Genomic DNA, 26,095 nt, shown 5'->3' with positions numbered 1-26,095 from the left:
GGCAGCGGTAGTGCTCATTCACACTTGCCCGACTCTCCTGACTCCATGACGGCCTTGCCGAGTGCGAAGAACTGGTACAGGTAGGTGTATTCCCATGAGCCCGCGGTCAAGTGGTAGTCGCGTGGCACCGCACGCATGATCGTGGAATCCGGTGACGACGAGAAACACCGCCGGAAGATGAAGCGAGCCCGGGGCAGATGGTACTGCCATGAGGCAACCACAATTGTCTTCCAACCTCTTTCGCGGGCCAACTGCCGAATCAGCAGTGCCTCGCCCAATGTGGTGGAAGGTTTCGGCTTCACGCACAGCACTTCCACTCCGCGCACGCGGGTTTCGCAGGCCCGCCGGATCACCGGATCGGAGGCCCGGTACGGGTTGGACAGCACCAGCACCGGGGCGACGCCGTCGCGCACCAGTTGGAGGCCGTAATCCTCGCGGCCATCGTGTTCGCCGCCGAGCACGAACACCGCGTCGGCGTGGCGCAGATCGTCTTGTGCCGCATGGCGGAACAGGACGGTCCCCGTACCGGCCACGACCAGTAACCCCAGAACCACGATGGTGGCGATGACCGTCAGCGCGCGCCGCGCGAGAAGCCGCCGCCCGTTGGCAGCTCCCGACACAGTGTCACCCTTCGATTCGTCTGTCACGCGGGTTGTCTGTCCTCCGGCCGGGTGTCGGGTCGAACGCCGGTGTACACCGCGAGAAGCTCACGCGCGACGGCTGCCATGCTGAACACCTCTGCCGCGGTCCGCAGCGCGGCGGCGCTCATCCGTTCGCGCAGCCCACGATCGGTGATCAACGTCTGTATCGCTTCGACAAGCGCCTCCTCGGATTCGTCGACCACGACGCCACTTCCGCTGGCGCGCACCGCTTCGGCGAGTCCGCAGCTCTCGGTGATCACGACGGGCAGACCGACGGACATCGCCTCGAGCACGGCCATCGGGAACGGCTCGGCCACCGAGGGCAACACGTACACCGACGCCTCGGCCATCCGCGCGGTCGTGCGCTCCGGCGGCAGTGCCCCCTCCCAGGTGAGTGCGTCAGGGGCGGCACCGGACCGTGATATCGCGTCACGCACGGCGCTGCCTTCACCTTCGTCGGGACCGATCAGGGTGAACCGGGCCGCGCGACCCTGCCCCAGCAGCCGGGTCGCCGCTCGCACGAACAGGACCGGTCGTTTTCGCGCCTGCAGCCGTGCGAGGTAGAGCACCTCGACGTCGTCACCAATTGCTCGGTCGTTACGCGCGGTGGCGGCGGCCTCGTAGCCCGGAACGCCGTTGGGCAGATGCTGCACCGCCGCGGCCGGTTGCACCCGCAGCAGTGCCGCGCGCTCCGCTTCGGTCAGGTACAGCACGGCGGCCGCCCGGCGCAGGATGGGGCGGACCAGAACTCGGTCCAGGACCGGCGCTATCGGATGGTCGCTGTCGGCGATCATTCCGTGCGTCTGCACGATCAGCCGCTTGCCGAGTATCAGGGCGATCAGCGCGGCCGGCAGGGTGATCAGGTCGCGTGCCAGGTGGACATGGACCACGTCGAACGTTCTGCGGTTGCGCACCATCCACACCCACATGGCCGGGGCGAGCAGCCCGGAGAATCCGAGCACGGGAATCACGTTGCGGGCCTTGGCGAGCCGGACGGGTACTCCGTCGAGGACGGTGGGGATCGTGCGGTATCCGCGGACTGCACCGGCGACGACAGCGCGGTGGCCGTCGGCGCGCAGTTGGCGGGTCTGGTTGAACGCCACCCGGACGGGGCCGCCGTAGGCACCGTCGGGCGTGATCAGGGTGACGACATGAAGCGCTGCTGTCATCGCGCGCTCCTGCCGTCAGCCATCTCCGCAGCGAGCACATCGATGCTCGGCCAGGGTTCGCGCTCCGGAGCGACGGCAATCTCAGGGACGTCAATCCCCCTGGAGCGCCCCGGGTGTCCGGGCGCGACGTCGGTCGCCGGCCGGGCTGCGCGCCGCACCAAGGTGACGCCGACCAACGCGGCGACGGTGCCGGAGGCTGCCAGCGCGATGGCGACACCGGTTGCGGTGCCCACCAGCACCCCGGCCGCCAGACAGAGGCCGAGCTGCAGGGTGATCTGAAACAACTTGACCCGCAACACCGTTGCGCTCATGCCCTGAGCCTGGAAGAAGCTGTACACGCTCACCATCCAGCACATCGCCGCGCACTCGATCCCGAGATAGACGACGAGAGTACTGGCATACCTCCAGGTATCGCCCAGAATGGCCGAGCCGAGCGGGCCCGGGACGGCGGCCAATAACGCGCCGGCCAGCAAGGTGAGACCCGATGTGAGCATCGAGGTCTTGACGAGCAGCCGCCACTGCTGATCGGCCGACGACGACACCCGGCGGGCATGAGGAACGAACACCAGCGGCAGCGAGGACACCAGCATCGCGATCGGTCCGAACAAACTCGCTCCGCCGCGAAGGCCGGCCGCGGCGGTGCCGCTGATCACCACCGTCACGGCCAACGTCACCAGGCTGGCCCCAACCTGGTTGAGCGCATAGACAATTCCGAATCTCAGCCGTGCCCGGCCGTATTCGCGCCACCAGTCGATCAGGCGGTGGCGTCGCGGCCAGGTCCCCAGCACGACCATGAGTGCCAGCGCCGAGACCAGTCCGCCCGCGCCCCACAGGTACACCGTGGCCGCCGCCGAGAACCCGGACGTCAGCAGGTTGAACAGGTAGATCGCCACGATCCAGGCCGCCCACATTCCGTCGCAGACGGCGGCCACGAGCGGTCTGCCCTGGGCGATGGCGACGAATCGGAGCACATCCTGGCCCAGCACGCCGACCAGGCTGACGGCGAACGCCAGACCGATCCAGAATTGTCCGAAAAGCGAAGACAGGACCAGCAACACCGCACCGGCGACGGTCGCCGTCACCAGCGAGAGGCTGATCGCGTACCCGCCTTCAGCGGCGATCTCGGCCCGCCGCAGGTTGCTGGTGAGCAACAGGGCGGTACCCAGCGCACCCCGGTTGAAGCCGATCCAGGTCGTGGCCACCGTGACCAGCAGCGCGACGATCCCGAACTGTTCGGCCGGGGAAACCTGCGCCACCGCAAAGACCATCAGCGCATTGCTGGCGCTCGAGAGCACTTGGTCGGCGGTCGTGGCCACCGCCGTCGACCGCGCCTGGGGCCCTTTCGGAGACGGCGTGAGTCCGGCGGTCACGTCACCGCCCCCTCCGTGCACCGCCGGATCCGGCGAGCACCAACGGCGAACCGTCCGCCACGATGCCCTCCAGGGCGGCGTTGATCGTGCCGGGGTCGAAGGTGCCGGCGTAGTACGACGCGGTGAGGTGCAGTTCGGAACCAACCCGGTTGATCGCCAACGAGATCTGGTTCGAGTACCGCACCGGCGCCTTGCGGACGAAGTGGTGCCCATCCGCGGTGTGCGCCCAGGGGATCTTGCCGCCTGCCGCGGAAGTGGCATGGTCGGTCACCACGATCCGCGCGCGTCGACTACCGGTCTGCCACCGGGGCAGGTCGGCGGGACGGGTCCGCAGCCGTGCGGCGTAACCCATCCCGTACCGGACCAGGGCGCGACACCCGCGCGTGTACTCGTCGATGGCGGCGGCGATCGAGGCCGGCTCGTACGGCGCGGTGGTCCGAATCGGCGCGATCCCTACGAAATTCGACAACGTGCCAACTCTGGGCGGCAGATACCTGCCGAGATCTACGAGTAGGGCGACGTCGTCCTCCGGGGTTATCCCGGAATCGCGCAGAGTTCGCATGAACGCCGAGAGGATGAAGGCGGACAGCGGCGCGCGTGGCAGGTAGGCGTCACGGCAGGCCCGCACCAGGTCCAGGAAGCCGGGCTGACTTCGCTTGTAGGCCAGGGCTTCCCGCTCATCGAGCTGCCCGGTGGGGACCACAGCCGCGCTGCCGCCCCGGAACGGCTCGTCCAACGCACGGATCAATCGCGTCGGTTCGGTGCGTACGGTGTGCATCAGGGCACGCAGACCCGGGTTGCGGCTCGCCGGCGCGGGTGCCGGTTCGGCGAATCCGGTTCCTTCGCCACCGGCCGCGGCGATCACCTCGCTGAACAGCCGGCCGCCGCCGATTCCGTGATCGAAGTTGAGGAACAACCATCGGTCGGCGACGTGGATGTGCACGGTGGCCGGCGGCACCGTGGGCCCGTCGGCCAGCAGGTCGAGCATCGCCCGGGCCGGGTCGGACATATCCGGCATCGGGCCGTCGGTGATCACGATCCCGCCACAGTCGGGGTCGTAATCCCAGTGTCGTGCCGCGCGGTTCGGCCGCAGGCCCAGACGAGTCCGCGGGCCCGCGGCCGCAATGGTCTGCAAGCGGGCCTTGAGCTGCGGTGGGGTGAGTACCCGCTGCAGTGGACCCACCAGATAGGTCGCCGACTGCCCGGCGTAGAAGCAGTCGTTACGGCTGACTTTCGCGCTCATGCCGCCCGTCCCCGTCCTCGGTGGGCCAGACCGGTGACCCACTTCTCGTACTGGGCAACCGCATTCGACGCGCCGAGTCGTTCCCGGGCATACGCCGCCCCACAGCCGGCGAACCGCAGTCTGCTCTGCTCGTCTTCGGCCAAATGCCGCACCGACTCGACCAACGCGCGGGGGTCACCCGGTGGAATCACCAGCCCGGCGCCGGACGCCCGGAGTTCTTCGGCACTTCCACTCGTGGGGTCCGTGGCCGCGACGATCGGCTTGCCTGCGATGAAGTACGACGTCAACTTGCTCGGCACGGCCATCTCCCCGACGCCGGGCCGCTCGTTGACGAGCAGGATGTCGGCGGCCGACAGCGCGGCGCGAAACTCCTCCTCCGGTAGCGGATCGATCAGCTGGACAGCCGGGGTGTCCTTCGCGAGATCATCGAGCATGGCTCGCTGGTTGCCGTCACCGATCAGCACGAAGCGCAGCCGGTGGCCGTGATGGTCCGCGCGTTCAGCCAGGTCTGCTGCGGCGACGACGTTCTCCAGGCCCTGCTTCACACCCATGTTGCCGGTGTGCAGCACCACGGTGTCATCGGGCCCCCAGCCGAACTTCTGCCGCAGCGCCGCCGATCCGCTCACGGGAGCGTCGCCGGCGATATGCGTCCAGTTGCGGATGACCTCCAGGTCGCTGGGGTCCACCCCGATCTCGGCCAGCGGATCGGCAAAGCGCGGGTGAATCACCGCCACCGCATCCGCCGTCCGCAAGACCGCGGATTCCAACCGTGCGGTCAGGGCTGCGGAGCGACCACCGGCCGCACCGGTTTCCACCACGCCCTTGCTGTAGACGTCCTGAACCACCACACCGACCGGAACCCGGGACAGCCTGGCCCGCAACACCACTGCGGCGGCCGAGAGCAGCGCCGGGCTGACGACGATGACGACGTCTGGATCATTCCATCTGTGTGTGGCCGCAGCCGTACCGAACGAGGCTTCCATGCGGATCCGCCCGCGATTGCTGTGTTCGGTTGGTACGTAGTGCCCGACGCGGTGCACGGTCACCCCTGAGACGCTCTCGGTGCGGCGTCGAACACCGCGGTACCGGTCAGCGATCCGCCACTGGGGGTAGTGCGGCACCCCGGTGATCACCGTGACGTCGTGCCCGCAGGTGACCAGCCCTTCGGCGATACCCGTTGTGTACGGGGCGATCCCGGTCACTTCGGGCGCGTAGTTGATACCGACGATCGTCACCCGCATGTCGTCCCCCTCATCGACCGTGGCGCAAAGACCGTGGCGGCCGCGGGAACATCGTGGGTGACGAGCGCGGTTGCGCCAATCGTTGCCCCGTCACCGATGTGCACCCCGCGCAGCACGGTCGAGCGCGCGGCCACCCAGACCCGGTCGCCGATCGTGATGGGACCGTTGTCGAATTCGAATGTCGCGCTGGCGCGGTCGTGACTCCCGGTGCACAGCAGCACACCTTGGGAGACACACGAATTCGAACCGATCGTCACCTTCTCGAGGTTGAGAATCCAGGCGTCTTCACCGATCCACGAACTGTCGCCGACCTCCAGCTTCCACGGCCAGTGGATTTTCACGTCATGCCGGATCAGCGTGCCCCGGCCGATTGTGGCGCCGAATATCCGAAGTACCGCAATCCGTAGCCGATTCGGCATCCACCACCGGAACAACACGGATCTCGAGACAAGTAGCCAGGCGAGCTGTATCGGCTGACTTCGGCCTCGGTGATAGCCCCGACCGGTGAAACCGGCGAGCGAGAACTGATTGCCGATCGGCGGCGGTGCGATCGATGAGGGTGATGACGTTGGTGCGATCAGTGGCAAGCTCCCGTCACTTGGGCGACACACGGACGTCCATGGCGAGAATCACGCTGTCACGCTGCAACTCGACCGACAATGTTTGCTTGTGGACATCCGGCGGTGCCATACCGGCACGTGTGGCTACGATCTCCGTCGCTGGTCCAGGTCATCGACACCGGTCGCATTCAACCCCCGACGCCCCGACCTTGCGCAGACCCGACCATACGCAACTGAACCGGATCTCGCAGCCGCCCCGGTGCGTCGAACGCCGTACCGCGACGCATCAGAATGCGCGTCGCCGGGCAGCGCGCTCGATGTGGACGGCGAAAACCCCTGGCAGACCACGCACTCACGCGAATCCCCAGGCTCGGCGCCAGAAGTGATGAGCACCACAGTTGTCCTTCGCGGATCATGGGCGGGCCGGAAGGTCCAACCAGTTCAGTACATTCGGCAAGGACTGCCCGATCCTGGCCGTCATCCCTTCGGGCATGACTCCGCAGAAAGGTGCAACCCATGCTGGAAACGCTTTGCTGGCTTGTCCTGCCGCCGTCGTCGTTCAAGAACCGGGTATTGCGGTCGTTCGGACATGCCGTCGCCGCCACCGCCAGGATCGGGCCCACGCTCGTACGGAACGTCGGTCGTTTCGAGGTGGGCGAAGGCGTCCGGTTCGGACTGTTCAACGTCGTCCGAGGATTGAGCCTGGCCCGCTTCGACGATCACGCAGCGATGGAGTCGTGGAATTGGATCTCGGCGCATCCGAGTTATCAGCAGATCGACCCGAAGGCCGGCACGTTGTTCGTCGGATACGCCGCGAAGCTGGGCAGCAGACACTACGCGGACTGTTCCGGCACGATCGTCGTGCGCGAGTACGCCGCGGTCGGCGGAAACCGCTGTCTCCTACAGACACACGAACCGGATTTCGTGAACAAGCGGCAGACGGTCGGACGGGTGACGGTCGGGCACCATTCCCTCGTGGGCAGCGGGGCCGTGATGCTCAAGGACAGCCGACTGCCCGATCAGTCTGTGTTGGCGGCCAATTCGACCATGACTCAGCGATCGGCGCCGGAACGCAGGCGGGGGCTCTACGCCGGCTCGCCGGCAACCTGGAAACGTGAGACGCTGGGCGCATACTTCGACCGGGACACCCTCAGCATGACCGACCACGTGATCGACAGCCCGATGGGGGTTCTGAGCGAAGACCTCTCCACCGGTCGTTACCGGGTTCGCCCTGCCTGACCCGCGCCCGCGGCCAGATTGCCGGCCACCTCCTGCTGCCACAGCTCATTGGCGTGCGTGGTGTCGACCTCCTGCTCGAAGCGGTCGGTCATCTCGGAGGTGACGTCGGCGAGGTCCACGTAGAACTGCTCGTACCACCGTCGATGGTGATAGACCGGGCCGTCCTCCTCGGTCAGCAACGGGTTGTCGATGCGGGCCTTGTGTTTCCAGATCTCGACGTCCTCCATGAAGCCGTCACCGAAACTGCGGCTCATGGTCGCCGCGAGTTTCTCCGCCTTCTCCGCGGGCAATGCGGGATTCTGCTGGACGGCGACACCCCACTGCAGCACGAACGAGTCGTGCGTCACCGGGTAATGGCAATTGATCAAGGCGATCTCGACGGTGAAGTTCGGGGCCAGATCGTTGTGTAGCCAGTTGATCATGTATGCCGGGCCGAAATACGTTGCCTCCGAACGCAGATAGGTGCCGTCCCAGAGTTCTCGGGTGGCGTAGTCCGGACGTGGCTTGGACTCCATGAACTGACTGGCGGTGTGGCCTTCGATGACGTTCTTGAAGTACGTCGGGTAGGCGTGGTGGATGTAGAAGAAGTGCGCCATGTCGACGTTGTTGTCGACGATCTCGCGGCAGTGCGATCCTTCGATCAGGATCGAATTCCATTGCCACGGCGACCAGATACCGTCGTCGTAGCCCTCGATGGTGGGCGGGGTCAGCTCGGCGGGTGGGGTCGAACCTTCCGGATCGTGCCAGACCAGCAACTGGCCGTTGACCTCGCAGGTGTCCCATTTCCGGGTCCGCGCCAGCCGCGGGGTGCGTTTGGCGTACGGCACCAGCTTGCACTTTCCGTCGGCGCCCCAACGCCAGTCGTGGAACGGGCAGGCCAGGTTGTCGTCTTTGACCGACCCCATCGACAGGTCACCGCCCATGTGCCTGCAGTACGAATCCAGTACGTGAAGGGCACCGGCCGAGTCGGCGTAGACGACGAGCTTGGTGCCGAACGCTTGGATGCCGTGCGGTTGTCCGTCCCGGAACGTCTCGGCCAGCCCGAGGCAGTGCCAGCCGCGTGCGAACCGTGTCATCTCCGCGCCGGCGTCGATCTCCCGGATATCGCTCATGGGTTCCTGCCTAGCATGTCTTTGACCGCCAGGTGGCTGAACAGCATGCTTGTTCCGATCGGATTTCCGCCACCGGGATAGGTGGTGCCGCTCGGGGCGGCCATGGTGTTGCCTGCGGCGTAGAGTCCCGCGATCACCTGCCCGTCCGCGGTGAGCACCCGGGCGGCGGTGTCGGTGCGTAACCCGCCCTTGGTGCCGAGGTCGGAGATGCCGAACGCGGCGGCATGGAAAGGTCCCTTCTCGATCGCGACGAGCGGGGACGCGCCGCCCGAGAACGCCCGGTCGTAGGCCTCGTCGCCGCGGTCGAAGTCGTCGTCGTGGCCGGCGGCGACGAAGGCGTTGAAGCGCTCCACCGTGGCGGTCAGGTTTTCGGCGGGCACATTGATCATGGCCGCCAGCTCTTCCAAAGTGTCGGCGGTGTGCCACAACCCGGCGTCGACGTATTGCTGGGTATCGACCATCGAGACGTTGGTGGCCTTCACCGGAGGGATGCTTCCCTCGCGGTCGTCGTAGATCATCCAGTACGGCAACGTCATGGACCCGTCGGCCAGCCGCGCCACGATGGCCCGGCCGATGCGGTCGTAGGCGGCCGACTCGTTGACGAAGCGCTGCCCGAACTGGTCGACGAAGATGCCGCCGGTGAACCACAGCGCGAAGGCCGAGCGACCGTCTGGATGTGTCAAACCAGGTGACCACCAGGCCTGGTCCATCAGATCGACGTCGGCGCCGATGGCGATCGCGGCCTGATGCGCGTGCCCTAGGTTGGCCGGCGGGCCCATGGTGTCGCGGGCGACGCCGGGTACTCCGTACTTCCGCCGTAGCTCGTCATTGCCTTCGAATCCGCCCGCCGCGAGCAGCACCCCGCGCCGGGCCCGGATCGCCCGCCGCTCACCGTCGGATTCGACGATCGCACCGGTGACGGCCCCGTCCTCGACGACCAGCTCCACCAATGCGGTATTCGGCCGAAGCGAGGTATCCCGGTATTGCTCAATGGCTTTCAGGAACCGCGCGATCAACGCCCGGCCGCCGATGAAGTAGTCGTCGGGCTGTTCGGCGCCGAGCCGGTCGGCATCCAGCGGGCCGCGCACCAGCTCCCGCAGGTGCGGGACCTTCTCCACCTTGAGCGGGCGGGCCGCGATGTGACGTTGACCGTCGGTCCTGGCCTTGGGCGCCTTGCCGAAGTAGTCCGGCCACGGCATCGGCGCGAACTTCAGATTGTCGTCGACTTCCAGGTACTCGATCAGGCCGGCGCCGCCGCGCACATAGGTCTCCTGCAGCTCGCGCGGGGTCCGATCGCCGACGACAGCGTGGTAGTACTCCAGCGCATCCTCGATGGTGTCGTCGGTGCCGGCGCGCTTCAGCACCGGGTTGCACGGGAACCACACCCCGCCGCCACCGGAATACGCCGTGGTGCCGCCGAATTTGTCGCTGGCTTCCACCAGGATCACCGACAACCCTTCGCGCGCCGCGGTGTACGCGCCGGTGACGCCGCCTCCCCCCGACCCGGCGATCAGAACGTCACAGTCGTCATCCCACTTCATAGGTAGCGTTGCCTTCCGTATCGGGTGAACTCGGCGTCCAGCGACCGCTTGTCATCGTCGCCCATGCGTCGGTATTCGGGCGCACCGCGTCCCACCCACCGATACACGTCGTCGTCGGTATGCCAGTGCTGCTGTTGCAGTTCACGCTTGAGCACCTTGTTCGATCCCGTCACCGGTAGGTTCTTCGACACCCGGAGAAACCGCGGAAACGCCTTGGCGCCCAGGTCGGGTTGGCCGGCCAGATAGGACACAAACGCCCCGGCGTCGAATCCGGCGGGGTCGGCCACCTCGATCGCGGCCATCACCTGATCACCCGAACGTGGATCGGGCACGGCATAGACACCGGCCGCCACCACCTCGGGATGACGACGCAGGACCCGTTCGATGTTCAGGGCCGAGGTGTTCTCGCCGTCCACCCGGATCCAATCCCCGCGCCGCCCGGCGAAGTAGATGAACCCCTGCTCGTCGAGATAGCCGAGATCACCCGTCCAATACCAGCCGTTGCGGATGCGTTCGGCGTTGGCCTCGTCGTTCTTGTAATAACCCTCGAACGTGCGCGTGCCGAACTTGTCGACGATCTCACCTACGGCTTCGTCGGGGTTGAGCACCCGGCCGTGCTCGTCGAAAGCCGCTGGGGCACAGTCGGTCAGCGTTTCCGGATCGACGATGGCCACACCCGCGTGCGCCGGCCGCCCCAACGCCCCCGGCGGCATGTCGGGAGCCAGTACCACTGCCCCACCGCCTTCGCTGGACCCGTATCCCTCGAACAGCTCTGCGTCGAACCGGCGGCGGAACTCGGCCTGGTCATCGGGCGACGCCTCGGTGCCGAAGCCGCGGACCAACGGATTGTCGGCATCGTCGGGCCGTTCCGGCGTGGCCATCAGGTAGCCCAGCGCCTTGCCCACATAGGTGAAGAAGGTGGCACCGAAATAACGCACGTCCGGCAGGAATCCGGACGCCGAGAATGACGGCGTCAGGCACACCGTGGCACCGACCGACAGCGCCGGCGCCCACAACGCCATGATCGCGTTGCCGTGAAACAACGGCATACAGCCGTACTCCACGTCGTCGCGGACATGGCCGAACTTCTCGGCGGCGGTGTAGGCGATGCGGGCCAGCCGGCCCTGGCTGCAGATGACGGCCTTGGAAGCACCCGTCGTACCCGAGGTGAACAGCAACAACATCAGGGAGCCCTCCCCGACGCCGTCCGCCAGCGCCGGTGCCGTGCGATGCGCGTCGAGACGTGCTGCATAGCCCGGCTCGTCGACCACCAGGAACCGATCGGCGGCCAATCCGAGATCGAGACCGCGTAGCCGCTCGGCACCCACGGCGTCGGTGACGATCAACTGGCAATCGGCGAGCCGTATTTCGGCCGTCAGCTCGGCGGCCCCACGGGTTGGGTTGATCCCCACGATGGTCGCGCCGACCAGGGCCGCGCCGCCCAGCCAGAACACGAAGTCCGGCACGTTGTCGAGGAGCACACCGATGTGCAGCGGGCCGTCCACCCGCATCGCCTGGGCCAGCGCCCCGCGCGCGGCAGACTCGGCGACCACCTCATCCCAGGTCCAATCGCGGTCGCGGGTGCGCAGGCCGAGGCGTGGGTCGCCGACCCGGTCGAGCAGCATCTCAGCGATCGAGTCACGCATGTCTCATCACGCTCCGGATCAACCCAGGGTTGTACGAGTCTTCGCCGAGATTGAGCACAGGGACAGAAGTCGGCGCGATTTCGTCCCTGAGTGCAATTTCGGCGCCAGCGGCAGGCCGGGGAGCGGCGCGAGTCAGTCCACAGCACACTCGTCCCAACATAGTGACGCGCGCCACGTCCACCACTCTTAGACCTGTCTTAGGGTTACCGATAACATCGTGACCCATGACGAGCGTTACCGAGCCGTCCGCCGAGCATCAGGTGGACATCCACACCACTGCAGGCAAGCTGGCTGACCTCAAGAGACGGGCCGAGGAGACGCTGCACCCCGTCGGCGAAGCCGCCGTAGAAAAGGTGCACGCCAAGGGCAAGCTGACCGCCCGCGAGCGCATCCTCGCGCTGCTCGACGAGGGGTCTTTCGTCGAGCTCGACGCGCTGGCCAAACACCGCAGCACCAACTTCGGGCTGGAGAACAACCGGCCGCTGGGCGACGGCGTGATCACTGGCTACGGCACCATCGACGGCCGCGACGTCTGCATCTTCAGCCAGGACGCCACCGTGTTCGGCGGCAGCCTCGGTGAGGTCTACGGCGAGAAGATCGTCAAGGTCCAGGAGCTGGCCATCAAGACCGGCCGCCCGCTGATCGGCATCAACGACGGCGCCGGCGCCCGCATCCAGGAGGGTGTGGTCTCCCTCGGTCTGTACAGCCGGATCTTCCACAACAACATCAAGGCCTCGGGCGTGATCCCGCAGATCTCGCTGATCATGGGTGCGGCGGCCGGTGGCCACGTGTACTCCCCCGCCCTGACCGACTTCGTCATCATGGTCGACCAGACCAGCCAGATGTTCATCACCGGCCCGGACGTCATCAAGACCGTCACCGGCGAGGACGTCACCATGGAGGAGTTGGGCGGCGCCCACACCCACATGGCCAAGTCCGGCACCGCGCACTACGTCGCCTCCGGCGAGCAGGACGCCTTCGAATACGTCCGCGACCTGTTGAGCTACCTGCCCCCGAACAACTACGCCGAGCCGCCGCATTACCCGGTGGCTCCGGTCGAAGGGGCGATCGAAGACACCCTCACCGACGAGGACATCGAGCTCGACACGCTGATCCCGGACTCGCCGAATCAGCCGTACGACATGCATGAGGTCATCACCCGCATCCTCGACGACGATGAGTTCCTCGAGGTGCAGGCCGGTTACGCGGGCAACATCGTGGTCGGCTTCGGCCGGGTCGACGGCCGCCCGGTGGGCATCGTGGCCAACCAGCCGACCCAGTTCGCCGGCTGCCTGGACATCAACGCCTCGGAGAAGGCCGCCCGGTTCATCCGGACCTGCGACTGCTTCAACATCCCGATCGTGCTGCTGGTCGACGTCCCCGGCTTCCTGCCCGGCACCGACCAGGAGTACAACGGCATCATCCGCCGCGGCGCCAAGCTGCTCTACGCCTACGGTGAGGCCACGGTCGCCAAGGTCACCGTCATCACCCGTAAGTCCTACGGCGGCGCGTACTGCGTGATGGGTTCCAAGGACATGGGCGCCGATGTGGTGGTCGCCTGGCCGACGGCTCAGATCGCCGTGATGGGCGCCTCGGGCGCGGTGGGCTTCGTGTACCGCTCCGAGCTCAAGAAGGCTGCCGCCGAGGGCCAGGATGTCGACGCGCTGCGCCTGGAGTTGCAGCAGACCTACGAGGACACCCTGGTCAACCCATACATCGCGGCCGAGCGCGGCTACGTCGACGCGGTCATCCCGCCCTCGCACACCCGCGGTTATGTGGCCAACGCGCTGCGGCTGCTGGAGCGCAAGATCATCCAGATGCCGCCGAAGAAGCACGGGAACATTCCACTGTGAGCGCCGAGGCGCAGGCCGACGTCGTCACCGACGAGGCACAGACCGAGCAGAAGGCCGACCACGAGGCACACATCAAGGTGCTGAGCGGTCAGCCCACCGACGAGGAGATGGCCGCGCTGATGGCCGTCCTGAGCACGGCCGGCGGCGGCGCTGCCGAGCCGGCGCTGCGCGATCGCAACATGTGGGGCCACCCGGTCGACAAGCTGCGGTACTCGATCTTCAGCTGGCAGCGGGTCACGCTCCTGGAGCGCACCCACATGCGGCGCTAGTGAGGATCTGAATGACCCGGGTCGTCCTGGGTTCGGCATCGACAGGCCGGCTTGGCGTTCTGCGCCAGGCCGGCCTCGATCCGTTGGTGGTGGTTTCGGGTGTCGACGAGGACGCCGTCATCGCGTCGTTGGCCGACGCCCCGCCCGAGCAGGTGGTCAGCGGGCTTGCCGCGGCCAAGGCCGACGAGGTGCTCGCTCACCTGCCCGCAGCGGTCGCTGCAGACTGCGTCGTCATCGGCTGTGACTCGATGCTGTTTCTCGACGGGCGACTGTGCGGAAAACCCGGCGACGTCGATACCGCGCGGCGGCAATGGCAGGCGATGTCGGGACGGACTGCTCATCTCTACTCGGGCCATGCGGTGCTCGTCGTCCATGACGGAGCCGTCACCCATCGCCTTGCCGATACCGGGATCACCGCGGTGCATTTCGGCTCGCCGTCCGAGGCGGATCTGGAGGCCTACCTCCAAAGTGGCGAACCCCTCGGGGTCGCTGGCGGTTTCACGCTCGACGGACTCGGTGGCTGGTTCATCGACGGCATCGACGGCGACCCGTCCAATGTGATCGGGCTGAGCCTGCCGCTACTGCGCCGGATGTTGTCCGAGGCCGGGCTGTCGGTCGCACAGCTGTGGGAAGGTTCGGCGCGGCCCTGAGGCTGCGCAGTCTGTTTGACGACGCCCCCACTGGGTAGTACCGCGACATCCGACAGAGCGTTCACGATTGGAGTTGCCATGGCCACCGGAGAAACCGGGTTCAGCGACGTGATGTTCGATTTGATCTCGGTGCAATACCACTCACTGAAGGCCGGTCACGACTACGGCCAGTACGTCCGCGATGCTCGCAATGCCGGCCTCGACGACGTCGCATCCTTCTTCGAACAGGTGATGTCCGAAGATTCTCAGCGCGCGAAGTACTGCCACGAGTTACTCAGCAAGCTGCAGGGTTCGCCGGCCGCCTGACCGGTATCGGCATACGAACCTCACGCGGTACGCGGAACCCGCGTTCGTGCCGCCGGGCGGGCCGAGGCGATGTGCGTCACCGTCTTTGACTGCCTGGTCCGTCGGAAGAGTTCCATCTCGACGCGCCGGGGTTTGTCGGCGCCGACCGTCTTGGCGCCGGCACTGAGCCGACGCAGCCAGGCACCCGGTTCGATCAACGTCTCTTCCCACGCCTGCGCGTCGCGCCAGTCCTCGATGCCGATCGACACTGCCGTATCGCGCAAGACGTCACCGAGTTCGCGCTCGAGAAGTTGACGTACCGCGTCGGCTCCGCGCCATGGATCGTTGATGAGCCAGGAGTGGTACGCGTCGGGTATCCGGTACAACGTCGCGTCGGCCTCGTCGGCCAGTTCGAGGGCACAGTCGAACGGCACGATGCCGTCACTTCCGCCGTGCAGCACCATGGTCGGGATCTCCCGTTCCCGCAGCGCCCGAAGCAGCGCGGCGCACTCGCCCGAGCGCATGAGGGCCTGCGCCGCACCGACGAACCCGCTGGGCGGCAGGAACCTGCCCATCGACGCCGCCGTCAGCATCCGCAGATACCGGTTGGCCGCGGCCATCTTCATGCGGAGCGGGTCGCGGTACATGTCGCAGACCGCGCCGAAGATCGTGCGGGCCATCTGCAGCGGAGAGCGCATCACGGTCTCAAGGGCAGCGTCGAACGATGCCCCTGCGGCCGCATCGAACAACAGCGCCGCCAGCACACGATCGGGCGCGGTCGCGGCCAGTTGAATTGCCATCCGGCCGCCCATCGAATGGCCGGCGAAGACCGCTCGCCGGATGCCGAGCGCATCGAGCGTACGCATCACCAGATCAGCCCGGTCATCCAATTCGGCTGCGTCGCAAGGAAGGTCGCCGGTGTCACCATGACCGGCGACGTCGACGGCCACCACGAGAAACCCGAGTGCGGCGATCCGGTCGAGCACGCGGAGATAGTGACGCCGGTTCAGTCCGAGGCCGTGCAGGAACACCATCGGCACACCGTGCCCACCGATCGAAACCCCTACCCGATGCCCGTCGTCGAGGTCGAGCACGTGGTGCGCGAACCGCACTCTCCGGCCCGCCAGATCGGTTGCCACCGCGTTCATCCCGGCTCCTTCATTTCGCAAGCGGTATACCCGGCTGGCGCGGTGGTAAACAGCGCAGGTCGACGGCACGTTTCGGCTGCCAGTGCCGGGGTACTCCGCGCGCGAAACCACGCGAAACCATATGGAGGGAGCAGCGCATGGGCTTTCCCGATCAACAACAGTCGGTGCCCGGCCTACAGAGCCGGATGAACCCGGTACCCGATTGTGGTGAAAGCAGCTACCGCGGTTCCGGCAAGCTCGCCGGCAAGAAAGCCGTCATCACCGGCGGTGACAGCGGGATCGGCCGGGCCGTGGCCATTGCTTACGCCCGGGAAGGGGCCGACGTGGCGATCTCCTACCTCAACGAGGACGAGGACGCCGAGTCGGTGGCGCAACTGGTGAAGGAAGAAGGACGAACCTGCGTCCTGATCCCCGGTGATCTGTCTGATCCCGAGCACTGTCGTACGGTGATCGCCCGCGCGGTGGAGGAACTGGGCGGCATCGACATTCTCGTCAACAATGCGGCGTATCAGATGACGCACGAGACGTTGGAGGAAATCGACGATCAGGAATGGGATTACACGTTCAAGGTGAACGTGGGCGCCTACTTCCACTTGGTCAAGGCGGCATTACCTCATCTGGCACCCGGCTCGTCGATAATCGGTAGCTCGTCGGTCAATTCGGACATGCCCTCACCGACGCTGGCCCCGTACGCCGCCACCAAGGCGGCGATCGCGAACTTCTCCGCGAGCCTCGCGCAGCTTCTGGGAGACAAAGGTATCCGGGTGAACAGTGTTGCGCCGGGGCCGATCTGGACTCCGCTCATTCCGTCGACCATGCCGTCGAAGAAGGTCCAGTCGTTCGGCGACGACACCCCGCTCGGCCGCGCCGGGCAGCCGGCCGAATTGGCCCCTACCTACGTGCTGTTGGCTTCCGACGACGGCAGTTACATCTCCGGTGCCCGGGTGGCGGTCACCGGCGGTCGGCCGATCCTGTAGCGCTCGGCGCTCAGGGGTCGTGTCGGCGGCTGAGCACCTGGTTCTCCCGGATCACCGACAGCGACAAGGTCCGATAGCCGTATCGGTCGAACAGTACGGTGAGCGTGTCACGGTCACCGCCCATCACGACGCCGGCGCCCCACTGAGCGTGTTCCACCGGGGTGTCGATCGGCACCGGCGAACTCCCGGCGTCCACTTCAGCTTCGGGCTGCTCGGTGCACCGGTCGCAGTTACCGCAGGGCTGCGCCAGTTCTTCGCCGAAGTAGCCGAGCAGGTTTTGACGCCGGCAGTTCCTGGTTTCGGCATAGCCGCGCATCATCTCGACCCGGCTCCGGTCGACCCGCTCACTACTGTCGGCGATCTCCACAGCGCGACCGACCGCCGTCGCGACATCCTCACTACCCACGCGAAAACCCTTGCGCCCCGCCGTCACTGCGCGTGCCTGCTCCAATAGATTGACGGCGGTGGTCAGCCTTCTACCGCGGATGCCGAGTTCGGCCCGCAGATCTTTCAACCGTTTCGGTTTGTTTCCCAGGGCGCGGTACACCGCGGACAGCAAAGCCTCATCCGGATGATGCGTGCTGAAGAATCGGCCGAGGGACAGGTCCTCCGGTCGGTAGAACAAGCGGGCACAGGCCACCTCGCCGTCGCGGCCGGCCCGGCCGATCTGCTGATAGTAACTGTCTACCGAATCCGGCACCGATGCATGTATCACCGTGCGCACGTTGGGTTTGTCGATACCCATGCCGAACGCCGATGTGGCGGCGACGACGTCGATCTCGTCGTCGATAAACTGCCGATGTACCCGATCACGTTCACCGGCCCGCAACCCCGCGTGGTAGGCCGCGACCGCGAGCCCGCGGCGTTCCAACTCGTCGGCGTACCGTTGCGTATCGGCTCGCGTCGAGGTGTAGAGCAACACCGGTTTGTCCAGTGCCACAACACAGGACAGGACGGCGTCCCTCTTGTCCTCATCGCTCGTGTGCCGCTCGACCTCCAGCCGTAGGTTTTCCCGGTCGAAACCGCTTGCGATGACCAGTGCGTCGCGCAGCCGCAACCGTTCGACGATCTCTCGGCGCACCATCGGTGAGGCCGTTGCCGTCAAGGCCGCGACCACCGGACGGCCCAGTCGCTCGATCACATCACCCAGACGCAGGTAGTCGGGGCGGAAATCATGACCCCAGGCCGAGACGCAGTGCGCCTCGTCGACCACGATGAGTGAGACATCCACTGCGCCAAGGCGCGACAGCGTCTCTTCCTTGGCCAACTGCTCCGGCGACAAGAAGACGTACTCGACTTGCCGGTGTTCGACGGCCTGCCAGTTTCTGTCGGTCTCCCCCGCGGACTGACGGGAATTGATCGCGACCGCCCGGGGCGCGTCGGCATCGGCGAGATGGTCGATCTGATCGCGTTGCAGCGAGATCAGCGGCGAGATCACCACGGTGACGCCCTCCTTCAGCACCGCGGGAACCTGGTAGATCGCCGACTTCCCGGCCCCGGTCGGCAGCACCGCGAGAACGTCACGCTCAGACATGATGGCTTCCATCGCGGCCAGCTGTTCGGGACGCAGTTCGGACCAGCCGAACACGCGCCCGGCGACGTCCTCGAGCCGGCCCCGAACCGTGTTATCCACCAAGGGTTTCTTGCGCATGGGCCTGCCATCGCCGCTGTTGCCGGGTTTTCGCCCACGTGCTTGTCCAGGCCAGCACCCAGCCCGCGTCCGCTGCCGCGTCAAGGAGATACCTGCGGCCGAGCCGACACGCCTGGCGGGCAGCGACGGAGTCTGCGGGAGTGGACAGTTGCGTGGCTCCGTGCAGCCGTGCCAACCTCGCCGCGGCGAAAGCTTCGCTCATCCCGAGGGGCATACCCGGCAACGGACCGCACAAACGCCCGGCCCGAGAGCCGGTGCGGTACGCGGCGTGTCCGGATCGCAACACAACCGCAACCCGCCCGCGCCGGACCGGTTGCCCGGAACCGGCCCGCGGTCGGCGGACACTCGCTGCATGCCAGTCGAAGAAACAATGTGGGATGTTCGCGTGGCACGCGACTTCGAAACATGCGATCTGGAGCGGTTGCGCGCCGCATTTGCCGACATCATCACCAAGCGCCTGTCGCCGGGTAAGCGTCTGCTGCGGGTGGTGACGTGGTCCCAGAACGGGGGCTCGCTGTTCCGCGCGAACAACGGTGCCCGCCGCTACGCGGTGGCCTACGAGGTGGCGTTCACCGCATAGGCGCAGCGTCGGCTACCGGGCCGACGGTAGGCTCATGGTGTGCCGCTGCCTGCTGATCCCAGCCCCACCCTCGCCGAGTACGCCCATCCGGAGCGCCTGGTCACCGCCGACTGGTTGGCCAGCAACCTGGGCCGGCCCGGCCTGGCCATCGTCGAGTCCGACGAGGACGTCCTGCTCTACGACACCGGCCACATCCCGGGTGCCGTCAAGATCGACTGGCATCTGGACCTCAACGATCCCAACGTCCGCGACTACATCGACGGCGAGCAGTTCGCCGAGTTGATGGACCGCAAGGGCATCAGCCGCGACGACACCGTCGTGATCTACGGCGACAAGAGCAACTGGTGGGCCGCCTACGCGCTGTGGGTGTTCACCCTGTTCGGCCACCCGGACGTGCGCCTGCTCGACGGCGGCCGCGACCTGTGGGTCTCCCATGGCCGCGACACCACCCTCGAGGTGCCCACCCGCCAGTCCAGCGGCTATCCGGTGGTAGAGCGCAACGACGCCCCGATCCGGGCCTACAAGGACGACGTCCTCGCCATCCTCGGCAAGCAGCCGTTGATCGACGTCCGCTCGCCGCAGGAATACACCGGCGAACGTACGCACATGCCCGACTACCCCGAAGAGGGTGCGCTTCGCGGCGGCCACATCCCCACCGCAAAGTCGATTCCGTGGGCCAAGGCCGCCAAAGACAGCGGTCAGTTCCGCAGCCGCGCCGAACTCGAGGAGCTGTACAGCTTCCTCACGCCCGAGGACGAGACGGTGGTGTACTGCCGGATCGGCGAGCGGTCCAGCCATACCTGGTTCGTACTGACTCACCTGCTCGGCCTGCCGGGGGTGCGCAACTACGACGGCTCCTGGACCGAGTGGGGCAATGCCGTCCGGGTGCCGGTCGCGGTCGGCCCTGACCCAGGTGACGCCCCGGGCGCCTCATGAGTTCGATGCCGACCGCCCTGGCGGAGGTCGTCTCCGACTTCCAGGAGGTGGCCGGCCAGGACAAGCTGCAGTTGCTGCTGGAGTTCGCCAACGACCTGCCGCCATTGCCGACCCACCTCGAAGAGGCGGCGATGGAGCCCGTCCCGGAGTGCCAGTCACCGCTGTTTCTGGACGTCGACGCCTCCGACCGGGGCAATGTGCGGTTGTTCTTCAGTGCTCCCCCGGAAGCCCCGACCACGCGAGGGTTCGCCGCGATCCTGGCCACCGGACTGGACGGACAGTCAGCCGACGACATCCTGGCGGTGCCCGACGACTTCTACACCGCACTGGGACTGGGCGCATTGATCAGCCCGCTGCGGTTGCGCGGCATGTCGGCCATGCTGGCCCGGATCAAGCGGCGGTTGCGCGCAGGCTGAGGACCCCAGCCTTTACCGGTTCGTCCGAAGTTTCGCGGAGAGTTTCGGAACGGAGTTGCCGGGCGTCGCGGGCCGGATCTCGGTTCCGTTTGGATCGATGATGGCTGAGTCGGTGACGACGGTGGTGCCTACCGCAGCATCGTCCACCTGGACTGCACGGACAGCAAGACCCTCGCCAGGTCGACAGGCGCCCACCTTTGACATGTCACCCAATTTCTCTGGCGCCCAAATGAGTTCGGGCGAAACCGTAATCCGCTCCTCGCCAGCCGGATTCACGATGGGCGAGGTGTAACAGGGATAGCTGTCGCCATTCGACATAGAGCGGAAGTATTGGTCCACAGCGATAGCGGGCGCTTGGTAGTACACCGTGATCGTGGCGCCTCGGGCTGTCGGTTCGGCGAAGTATCCGATCACCGGCAAGGGCCCACGCTGCTCCGGCGGCGGCACCACGAAGGCGGCCTCGGCGGCCCGCTGCTGCGCTTCAGCCTCGCGCTGGCGTTTGTCGGCCGCTGACTTCGATATCTCGTCACCGATGAAGACGCCACCGAGAACCAGCGAAACGATGATCACGAAAACCCCACTGGCCCGGGTCATTCCGTAAGCGATGTCGCTGGGTTCGTTCGCTTCTGGGTTCTTGAACTTCCAGGACTGCATGGCCCACCACAGGCGACGGGGTGAGGCCGCGAGGGCCCCACCGACCAACACGCCGACAACGATGACGAAGATCCCCGCGCCCATGGAAGAAGAGTAGTGGGGTGCGACGGCCGGTGAACGCGGCAAATCTGCTCGTCAACAGGAGAGATGGGACAGCTGACAGATCCGTGCAGAAAGCTACTCACCGGTAACCGACACCGGTTTCAGAAGCCTCAAGGTGCGGCGCATAAACTGCCCGCGATAGATTCTTAAAGACGTTTCTTAGAGAACTGCCGAGGAGGCACCGTGGCCAACCACGCCAGCTCAAAGATCTCCAAGGTGCTGGTCGCCAATCGCGGGGAGATCGCGGTCCGGGTGATCCGCGCCGCCAAAGACGCCGGACTGGCCAGCGTGGCCGTGTACGCCGAGCCGGACGCCGATGCACCGCACGTACGACTCGCCGACGAAGCCTTCGCCCTGGGCGGCCAGACTTCAGCCGAGTCGTACCTGGTCTTCGAAAAACTTTTGGACGCCGCCGCCAAGTCCGGCGCCAACGCCATCCATCCGGGTTACGGCTTCCTGTCGGAGAACGCCGACTTCGCCCAGGCTGTGCTCGACGCCGGGCTGATCTGGATCGGGCCGAGCCCCCAGTCCATCCGCGACCTGGGTGACAAGGTCACCGCCCGCCACATCGCCGCCCGCGCCAAGGCGCCGCTGGTGCCGGGTACCCCGGACCCGGTCAAGGACGCCGACGAGGTCGTCGCGTTCGCCAAGGAGTACGGCGTGCCGGTCGCGATCAAGGCCGCCTTCGGCGGTGGCGGTCGCGGCATGAAGGTGGCCCGCACGCTTGAGGAGATCCCCGAGCTGTTCGAGTCGGCGACCCGTGAGGCGATCGCGGCTTTCGGCCGCGGTGAGTGCTTCGTCGAGCGCTACCTGGACAAGCCGCGCCACGTCGAGGCCCAGGTCATCGCCGACACCCACGGCAACGTCGTCGTCGCCGGCACCCGCGACTGCTCACTGCAGCGCCGCTTCCAGAAGCTGGTCGAAGAGGCCCCGGCCCCGTTCCTGACCGAGGCGCAGCGCAAGGAGATCCACGAGTCGGCCAAGCGCATCTGCAAGGAGGCCGGTTACTACGGTGCGGGCACCGTCGAATACCTGGTCGGCCAGGACGGCCTGATCTCCTTCCTGGAGGTCAACACCCGCCTGCAGGTGGAACACCCGGTCACCGAGGAGACCTCCGGCATCGACCTGGTGCGCCAGCAGTTCAAGATCGCCAACGGCGAGGCGCTGGACATCACCGAGGACCCGACCCCGCGTGGACACTCCTTCGAGTTCCGGATCAACGGTGAGGACGCCGGCCGCGGCTTCCTGCCCGCCCCCGGACCCGTCACCCGCTACGACATCCCCACCGGTCCCGGTGTGCGACTGGACTCCGGTGTCGAGGCCGGTTCGGTCATCGGTGGCCAGTTCGACTCGATGCTGTCCAAGCTCATCGTCACCGGCGCCACCCGTGAAGAAGCGCTGGACCGCTCGCGCCGGGCCCTGGCCGAGTTCCACGTGGAGGGTCTGGCCACCGTCATCCCGTTCCACCGCGCCGTGGTCTCCGACCCCGCCTTCATCGGTGACGGCGAGAAGTTCGACGTGCACACCCGGTGGATCGAGACCGAGTGGAACAACACCGTCGAGCCGTTCACCGGTGGCGACCCGATCGAGGAAGAGGACACCGTCCCGCGCCAGACCGTGGTCGTCGAGGTCGGTGGCCGTCGTCTCGAGGTCTCGCTGCCCGGCGACCTGGCGATCGGCGGTGGCGGCGGTGCCGCGGCTCCCGGCGTCGTCCGGAAGAAGCCCAAGGCCCGCAAGCGCGGCGGCGGTGGCGGTGCGGCGGCCTCCGGTGACTCGGTGACCGCGCCGATGCAGGGCACCGTGGTCAAGGTGGCCGTCGAAGAAGGCCAGGAAGTGGCCGCCGGCGACCTCGTCGTGGTGCTGGAAGCCATGAAGATGGAGAACCCGGTGACCGCCCACAAGGACGGCGTCATCACCGGCCTGGCCGTCGAGGCCGGTGCCGCCATCACCCAGGGCACCGTGATCGCCGAGATCAAGTAACACATCCGTCGAGTGGCCACTTACGGCACGGATTCTCGTCAATCCTGTGCCATAAGTGGCCATTCGGCTTTCTTGGAGGTCCCATGGAACCCGTAGAGATCAACAACGGCCAGTGGTACCTGCGTGGGCTGCGCGCCGACGACCGGGTCGACGACCGGCCTGCGCTGGCCGATCTGGGTGAGGACGACCTGGATTACGTGCACGACGCCGCCGACGGCTGGGCCGATGACACCCGCTACACGTGGGCGGTCTGCGAACCGACCACCGGCGAACTACTCGCCGAGGTCATCCTCGATCCCGTCACCGGATACCTGAGCAGCCGCGGGCGCCCGGGCTTCGAGGACGCCGCCGCGATATCGGAAGACACCGTGCGCCGGTACGCCGCGGCCGTACTCGGGCTTGAGGTGCACACCTGAGCGGATACGCGTTCCGCTGACTCCGATCACCTCAACGCTCGTCGACGTCGAGGCCGGTGGCCAGATCACCGCACTCGACGACGGCGACGTCGTCGCGTCCGCGCAGAAACACCCTTGCGCCCTGGTCACCGTGCAGGGTCGCGATGAGCGCCGCAAGATGCCGGCGGGCCACGACAACCGGATGCCCCGGCCGGCCCCCGTAGCCGGCGCGGGCCAGACCGGAACCGCCCGCGCGCGCCGCGCTCAGCACCCGGGCCACCACGTCGGCGCCGATGTCGGGGGTGTCGACGGTATGCAGGACAACCCATTCCGCTGCGCCTGCGGCCGCCACGCCCTCACGCACGGAGGCACTCATGCCCTCGTTCCATTGTTCGGCAATCACCGCGCGTGCCGGTTCAGGCACTCCCACCACTGCCGCACCCAACACCACGATCACATCGTCGCAGCCACCGTCGTCCAACGCGGCTACCGCTCGCTTGAGCCAAACACCGTCCCCGGCAAGGACTTTCGGCATCCCGAACCGGCTCCCCGCGCCGGCGGCCAGGACGATACCGGTGACCGTGGCAGGGTCCGGCTTACCATTCGACATACCGGTAAGTCTGCCCGCGGGAGTCCGGCGACCTGAGCAGGGCTTAAGAATCCGGCCGAACCAATTGGCGGGTGACATGGACAGCGGTAGGGTTCGAGACAGGTTGAGTTCACAGCCGCGGCACGTTGTCGACAGCCCGGGAACTTGCACCATCGTCGACTGACGCCGCACCAACAGTACGAATACATGTATTACGACTGATGGAGCCACACATGTCTGTCATTTCAGGAAACGCCCTGATCAACCACTCCGAGGACTCACCCGCCGCATTCGCCACCCGTCGGTTGCCGCCCGCGACGGCGGTGATCAGCGCCCGAGGCGAAATCGACGCGGCAAACGCCACGGCGTTCGCCGAGTACGCACTGCGGAACAGCGCCGATTCCGAACGGCTCGTGGTCGACCTGGCGAATGTCGATTTTTTCGGTACGGCAGGATTCTCCGCCCTCAGAACCATCGCGGACCACTGCTCGGCCGACGCCGTCGACTGGGTGTTGGTGCCCAGTAAATCCGTGAACCGGCTGCTGCGGATCTGCGATCCCGATTCCGGGATACGCGCGTGCTACAACGTGGCTGCGGCACTGTCCGCACTGAACGGCAAGACGCCGTTACTGCAGCTGGTCACGAAGTCGCGCTAGCGATTTCGCCAGCAGTCGCGATACGTGCATCTGTGAGACGCCGACCCGTTCGGCGATCTGCGTCTGCGTCATGGATTCGAAGAACCGGAGCACCAACACGGTCCGCTCCCGCTCGGGTAGTTGGGCCAGCAACGGGCGCAGAGTCTCCCGGTTATCGATCTGGTCCAGACCGGTATCCATGTCGCCGAGGGTGTCGACGATCGCCGGCGCATCCTCGTCGCCGCCGCCACCGCTGTCGATCGACAGGGTGTTGTACGAGCTGCCCGCGACGAGGCCTTCCACCACCTCTTCACGGTCCATGTCCAGTTCGGCGGCCAGTTCAGAGGCCGTCGGTGCCCGCCCCAACCGCTGGGACAGCTCGGCCGTCGCGGCGCCCAGCCGCAGATGGAGTTCTTTGAGCCGGCGCGGAACTTTGACCGACCAGCTGTTGTCGCGGAAATGACGCCGAACCTCGCCCATGATCGTGGGCACGGCGAACGACACGAAGTCCGACCCGGCTTCGACGTCGAACCGGTTCACCGCGTTGACGAGACCGACACGCGCCACCTGCACCAGGTCCTCGCGGGGCTCCCCGCGTCCGTCGAAACGCCGAGCGATGTGATCGGCCAGTGGGAGGCAGCGCTGCACGATCCGCTCGCGCTGCCGTTCGAATCCCGGCGCGTCCTCGGACAGTTCGCTGAGTTCGCGAAACATGTCGCGAACGTCTGCATATTCCGAACTCACCGCAGCAGGCTCGCTCGTCTCGTCGTCAGACTGATGCCGAACACCCTGCCGGTGTCGGGCCCGTTACCGTCGGCGAACGTCTTGACCTCGTCGGTCAGCGAGCTGAGCACGTGCCAGCTGAAGCTCCCGGGCTCCACCACCGCAGCACCCGCGCAGGTGGCCGAGGCGGTGATCACCACCGCGTCCTCGCCCGGCTCGATCGTCAGTTGCAGATTCGCCTGCGGTAACGCGGCGCGGATCAACGCCGTGCAGGCCTCGTCCACGGCCAATCGCAGATCCGCGACGACGTCGAAGTCGAGGTCTTCGAAGGTTGCCACCGCGGCCACCAACGTGCGCACCACGGCCAGGTTCTCCAGCCTGGCGGCAACCCGAATCTCGACCGACCGCTCCGTGCGGTTCGTCTGCTTCAGTTGGCCTGGTTCGTCGGCCATCTCACCTCCCGGCGTCTCGGAGCGACAGTATCGTAGGC

At 66.6% G+C, this 26,095-nt stretch carries 27 protein-coding genes; 12 read left to right on the top strand and 15 right to left on the bottom strand.

Annotated features, from left to right (window positions below; genetic code table 11):
• Positions 1–14: 14 nt before the first annotated feature.
• The 6 genes from A5699_RS09515 to A5699_RS09490 are packed head-to-tail and all read right to left on the bottom strand — an operon-like array spanning position 15 to position 6,083.
• Positions 15–647: a YdcF family protein gene (locus tag A5699_RS09515; protein WP_231965659.1), complete on the bottom strand. Its 633-nt coding sequence runs from the start codon at positions 645–647 to the stop codon at positions 15–17.
• Positions 644–1,810, bottom strand: coding sequence for a glycosyltransferase (locus tag A5699_RS09510; protein ID WP_067768523.1), 1,167 nt, complete (start codon positions 1,808–1,810; stop codon positions 644–646). Before A5699_RS09510 ends, A5699_RS09515 begins: the two co-directional genes overlap by 4 nt.
• A complete protein-coding gene (locus A5699_RS09505) occupies positions 1,807–3,180 on the bottom strand; it encodes a hypothetical protein (RefSeq protein WP_157561173.1) in 1,374 nt (457 codons plus the stop codon). Before A5699_RS09505 ends, A5699_RS09510 begins: the two co-directional genes overlap by 4 nt.
• Before the next feature lies 1 nt (position 3,181).
• A complete protein-coding gene (locus A5699_RS09500) occupies positions 3,182–4,423 on the bottom strand; it encodes a hypothetical protein (RefSeq protein ID WP_067768519.1) in 1,242 nt (413 codons plus the stop codon).
• Positions 4,420–5,664 carry a WcaI family glycosyltransferase gene (locus tag A5699_RS09495; protein ID WP_067768517.1) on the bottom strand — a complete coding sequence of 415 codons (1,245 nt, stop codon included), beginning with the start codon at positions 5,662–5,664 and terminating at the stop codon, positions 4,420–4,422. Before A5699_RS09495 ends, A5699_RS09500 begins: the two co-directional genes overlap by 4 nt.
• The gene (locus A5699_RS09490) at positions 5,655–6,083 is read right to left on the bottom strand and encodes a DapH/DapD/GlmU-related protein (protein WP_369806679.1); all 429 of its coding nucleotides are present in this window, start codon (positions 6,081–6,083) and stop codon (positions 5,655–5,657) included. Before A5699_RS09490 ends, A5699_RS09495 begins: the two co-directional genes overlap by 10 nt.
• A gap of 657 nt (positions 6,084–6,740) precedes the next feature.
• On the opposite strand from A5699_RS09490, the gene A5699_RS09485 reads away from it, so the two are divergent.
• On the top strand, positions 6,741–7,463 hold the full coding sequence (locus A5699_RS09485) for a hypothetical protein (protein ID WP_067768516.1): 723 nt from the start codon (positions 6,741–6,743) through the stop codon (positions 7,461–7,463).
• Here the strand turns inward: A5699_RS09485 and A5699_RS09480 are convergent.
• Genes A5699_RS09480 through A5699_RS09470 form a run of 3 tightly spaced genes read right to left on the bottom strand, consistent with a single transcriptional unit; the run spans position 7,442 to position 11,762 of the window.
• Complete coding sequence (locus A5699_RS09480) at positions 7,442–8,575, bottom strand: Rieske 2Fe-2S domain-containing protein (RefSeq protein WP_067768515.1); 1,134 nt, start codon at positions 8,573–8,575, stop codon at positions 7,442–7,444. The genes A5699_RS09485 and A5699_RS09480 overlap by 22 nt on opposite strands.
• Positions 8,572–10,116, bottom strand: a complete 1,545-nt coding sequence (locus tag A5699_RS09475) for an FAD-binding protein (RefSeq protein WP_067768513.1) — start codon at positions 10,114–10,116, stop codon at positions 8,572–8,574. Before A5699_RS09475 ends, A5699_RS09480 begins: the two co-directional genes overlap by 4 nt.
• Positions 10,113–11,762 (bottom strand): AMP-binding protein, encoded by a 1,650-nt coding sequence (locus A5699_RS09470; RefSeq protein ID WP_067768510.1) that lies wholly within the window; start codon positions 11,760–11,762, stop codon positions 10,113–10,115. The genes A5699_RS09475 and A5699_RS09470 overlap by 4 nt, the downstream gene beginning before the upstream one ends.
• Before the next feature lie 224 nt (positions 11,763–11,986).
• On the opposite strand from A5699_RS09470, the gene A5699_RS09465 reads away from it, so the two are divergent.
• From A5699_RS09465 to A5699_RS09450, 4 genes are all read left to right on the top strand, one after another.
• Positions 11,987–13,615, top strand: a complete 1,629-nt coding sequence (locus tag A5699_RS09465; RefSeq protein WP_067768509.1) for an acyl-CoA carboxylase subunit beta — start codon at positions 11,987–11,989, stop codon at positions 13,613–13,615.
• The gene (locus A5699_RS09460) at positions 13,612–13,884 is read left to right on the top strand and encodes an acyl-CoA carboxylase subunit epsilon (RefSeq protein ID WP_067768508.1); all 273 of its coding nucleotides are present in this window, start codon (positions 13,612–13,614) and stop codon (positions 13,882–13,884) included. The genes A5699_RS09465 and A5699_RS09460 overlap by 4 nt, the downstream gene beginning before the upstream one ends.
• Positions 13,885–13,895: 11 nt before the next feature.
• Positions 13,896–14,534, top strand: coding sequence for a nucleoside triphosphate pyrophosphatase (locus A5699_RS09455; protein ID WP_067768506.1), 639 nt, complete (start codon positions 13,896–13,898; stop codon positions 14,532–14,534).
• A 78-nt stretch (positions 14,535–14,612) separates the two neighbouring features.
• On the top strand, positions 14,613–14,840 hold the full coding sequence (locus A5699_RS09450; protein WP_067768504.1) for an acyl carrier protein: 228 nt from the start codon (positions 14,613–14,615) through the stop codon (positions 14,838–14,840).
• Positions 14,841–14,860: 20 nt separating this feature from the next.
• On the opposite strand, the gene A5699_RS09445 is transcribed toward A5699_RS09450, so the two are convergent.
• Positions 14,861–15,967: an alpha/beta fold hydrolase gene (locus A5699_RS09445; RefSeq protein ID WP_067768502.1), complete on the bottom strand. Its 1,107-nt coding sequence runs from the start codon at positions 15,965–15,967 to the stop codon at positions 14,861–14,863.
• Between the two features lie 137 nt (positions 15,968–16,104).
• Here A5699_RS09445 and A5699_RS09440 point away from each other — a divergent pair, with 137 nt between their 5' ends.
• Entirely contained in the window at positions 16,105–16,944 is an 840-nt protein-coding gene (locus A5699_RS09440; RefSeq protein WP_067768500.1) for an SDR family oxidoreductase, read from the top strand.
• A 10-nt stretch (positions 16,945–16,954) separates the two neighbouring features.
• Here the strand turns inward: A5699_RS09440 and A5699_RS09435 are convergent, their stop codons facing one another.
• Positions 16,955–18,595: an ATP-dependent DNA helicase RecQ gene (locus A5699_RS09435; RefSeq protein WP_067768498.1), complete on the bottom strand. Its 1,641-nt coding sequence runs from the start codon at positions 18,593–18,595 to the stop codon at positions 16,955–16,957.
• 352 nt (positions 18,596–18,947) lie between these two features.
• On the opposite strand from A5699_RS09435, the gene A5699_RS09430 reads away from it, so the two are divergent.
• From A5699_RS09430 to A5699_RS09420, 3 genes are read left to right on the top strand one after another with little or no spacing between them, the layout of a single operon-like run.
• Positions 18,948–19,175 carry a hypothetical protein gene (locus A5699_RS09430; RefSeq protein WP_231965657.1) on the top strand — a complete coding sequence of 76 codons (228 nt, stop codon included), beginning with the start codon at positions 18,948–18,950 and terminating at the stop codon, positions 19,173–19,175.
• Between the two features lie 39 nt (positions 19,176–19,214).
• Positions 19,215–20,111 (top strand): sulfurtransferase, encoded by an 897-nt coding sequence (locus tag A5699_RS09425; protein ID WP_067768495.1) that lies wholly within the window; start codon positions 19,215–19,217, stop codon positions 20,109–20,111.
• The gene (locus A5699_RS09420; RefSeq protein WP_067768492.1) at positions 20,108–20,527 is read left to right on the top strand and encodes a SufE family protein; all 420 of its coding nucleotides are present in this window, start codon (positions 20,108–20,110) and stop codon (positions 20,525–20,527) included. Before A5699_RS09425 ends, A5699_RS09420 begins: the two co-directional genes overlap by 4 nt.
• A gap of 12 nt (positions 20,528–20,539) precedes the next feature.
• Here A5699_RS09420 and A5699_RS09415 read toward each other — a convergent pair whose 3' ends face one another.
• Positions 20,540–21,265 (bottom strand): DUF6199 family natural product biosynthesis protein, encoded by a 726-nt coding sequence (locus A5699_RS09415; RefSeq protein ID WP_067768490.1) that lies wholly within the window; start codon positions 21,263–21,265, stop codon positions 20,540–20,542.
• A 201-nt stretch (positions 21,266–21,466) separates the two neighbouring features.
• Here A5699_RS09415 and A5699_RS09410 point away from each other — a divergent pair, with 201 nt between their 5' ends.
• Positions 21,467–23,263 (top strand): acetyl/propionyl/methylcrotonyl-CoA carboxylase subunit alpha, encoded by a 1,797-nt coding sequence (locus A5699_RS09410; RefSeq protein ID WP_067768488.1) that lies wholly within the window; start codon positions 21,467–21,469, stop codon positions 23,261–23,263.
• 83 nt (positions 23,264–23,346) lie between these two features.
• A complete protein-coding gene (locus A5699_RS09405; RefSeq protein WP_067768486.1) occupies positions 23,347–23,679 on the top strand; it encodes a hypothetical protein in 333 nt (110 codons plus the stop codon).
• Between the two features lie 31 nt (positions 23,680–23,710).
• On the opposite strand, the gene A5699_RS09400 is transcribed toward A5699_RS09405, so the two are convergent.
• Positions 23,711–24,268, bottom strand: a complete 558-nt coding sequence (locus tag A5699_RS09400; protein WP_067768484.1) for an NTP transferase domain-containing protein — start codon at positions 24,266–24,268, stop codon at positions 23,711–23,713.
• A 212-nt stretch (positions 24,269–24,480) separates the two neighbouring features.
• On the opposite strand from A5699_RS09400, the gene A5699_RS09395 reads away from it, so the two are divergent.
• Positions 24,481–24,903: an STAS domain-containing protein gene (locus A5699_RS09395; RefSeq protein ID WP_067768482.1), complete on the top strand. Its 423-nt coding sequence runs from the start codon at positions 24,481–24,483 to the stop codon at positions 24,901–24,903.
• Here the strand turns inward: A5699_RS09395 and A5699_RS09390 are convergent.
• Positions 24,874–25,596, bottom strand: coding sequence for an RNA polymerase sigma factor SigF (locus tag A5699_RS09390; protein WP_231965661.1), 723 nt, complete (start codon positions 25,594–25,596; stop codon positions 24,874–24,876). The genes A5699_RS09395 and A5699_RS09390 overlap by 30 nt on opposite strands.
• A 26-nt stretch (positions 25,597–25,622) precedes the next feature.
• On the bottom strand, positions 25,623–26,057 hold the full coding sequence (locus tag A5699_RS09385) for an ATP-binding protein (RefSeq protein WP_067768480.1): 435 nt from the start codon (positions 26,055–26,057) through the stop codon (positions 25,623–25,625).
• Positions 26,058–26,095 lie beyond the last annotated feature (38 nt).

It is taken from the genome of Mycobacterium sp. E802 (assembly GCF_001666875.1).
In the GTDB taxonomy this organism is placed as follows: Bacteria; Actinomycetota; Actinomycetes; order Mycobacteriales; family Mycobacteriaceae; genus Mycobacterium.
Note: the sequence above shows the minus strand (reverse complement) of the source record. Positions and strands in the feature narration are given on the sequence as shown.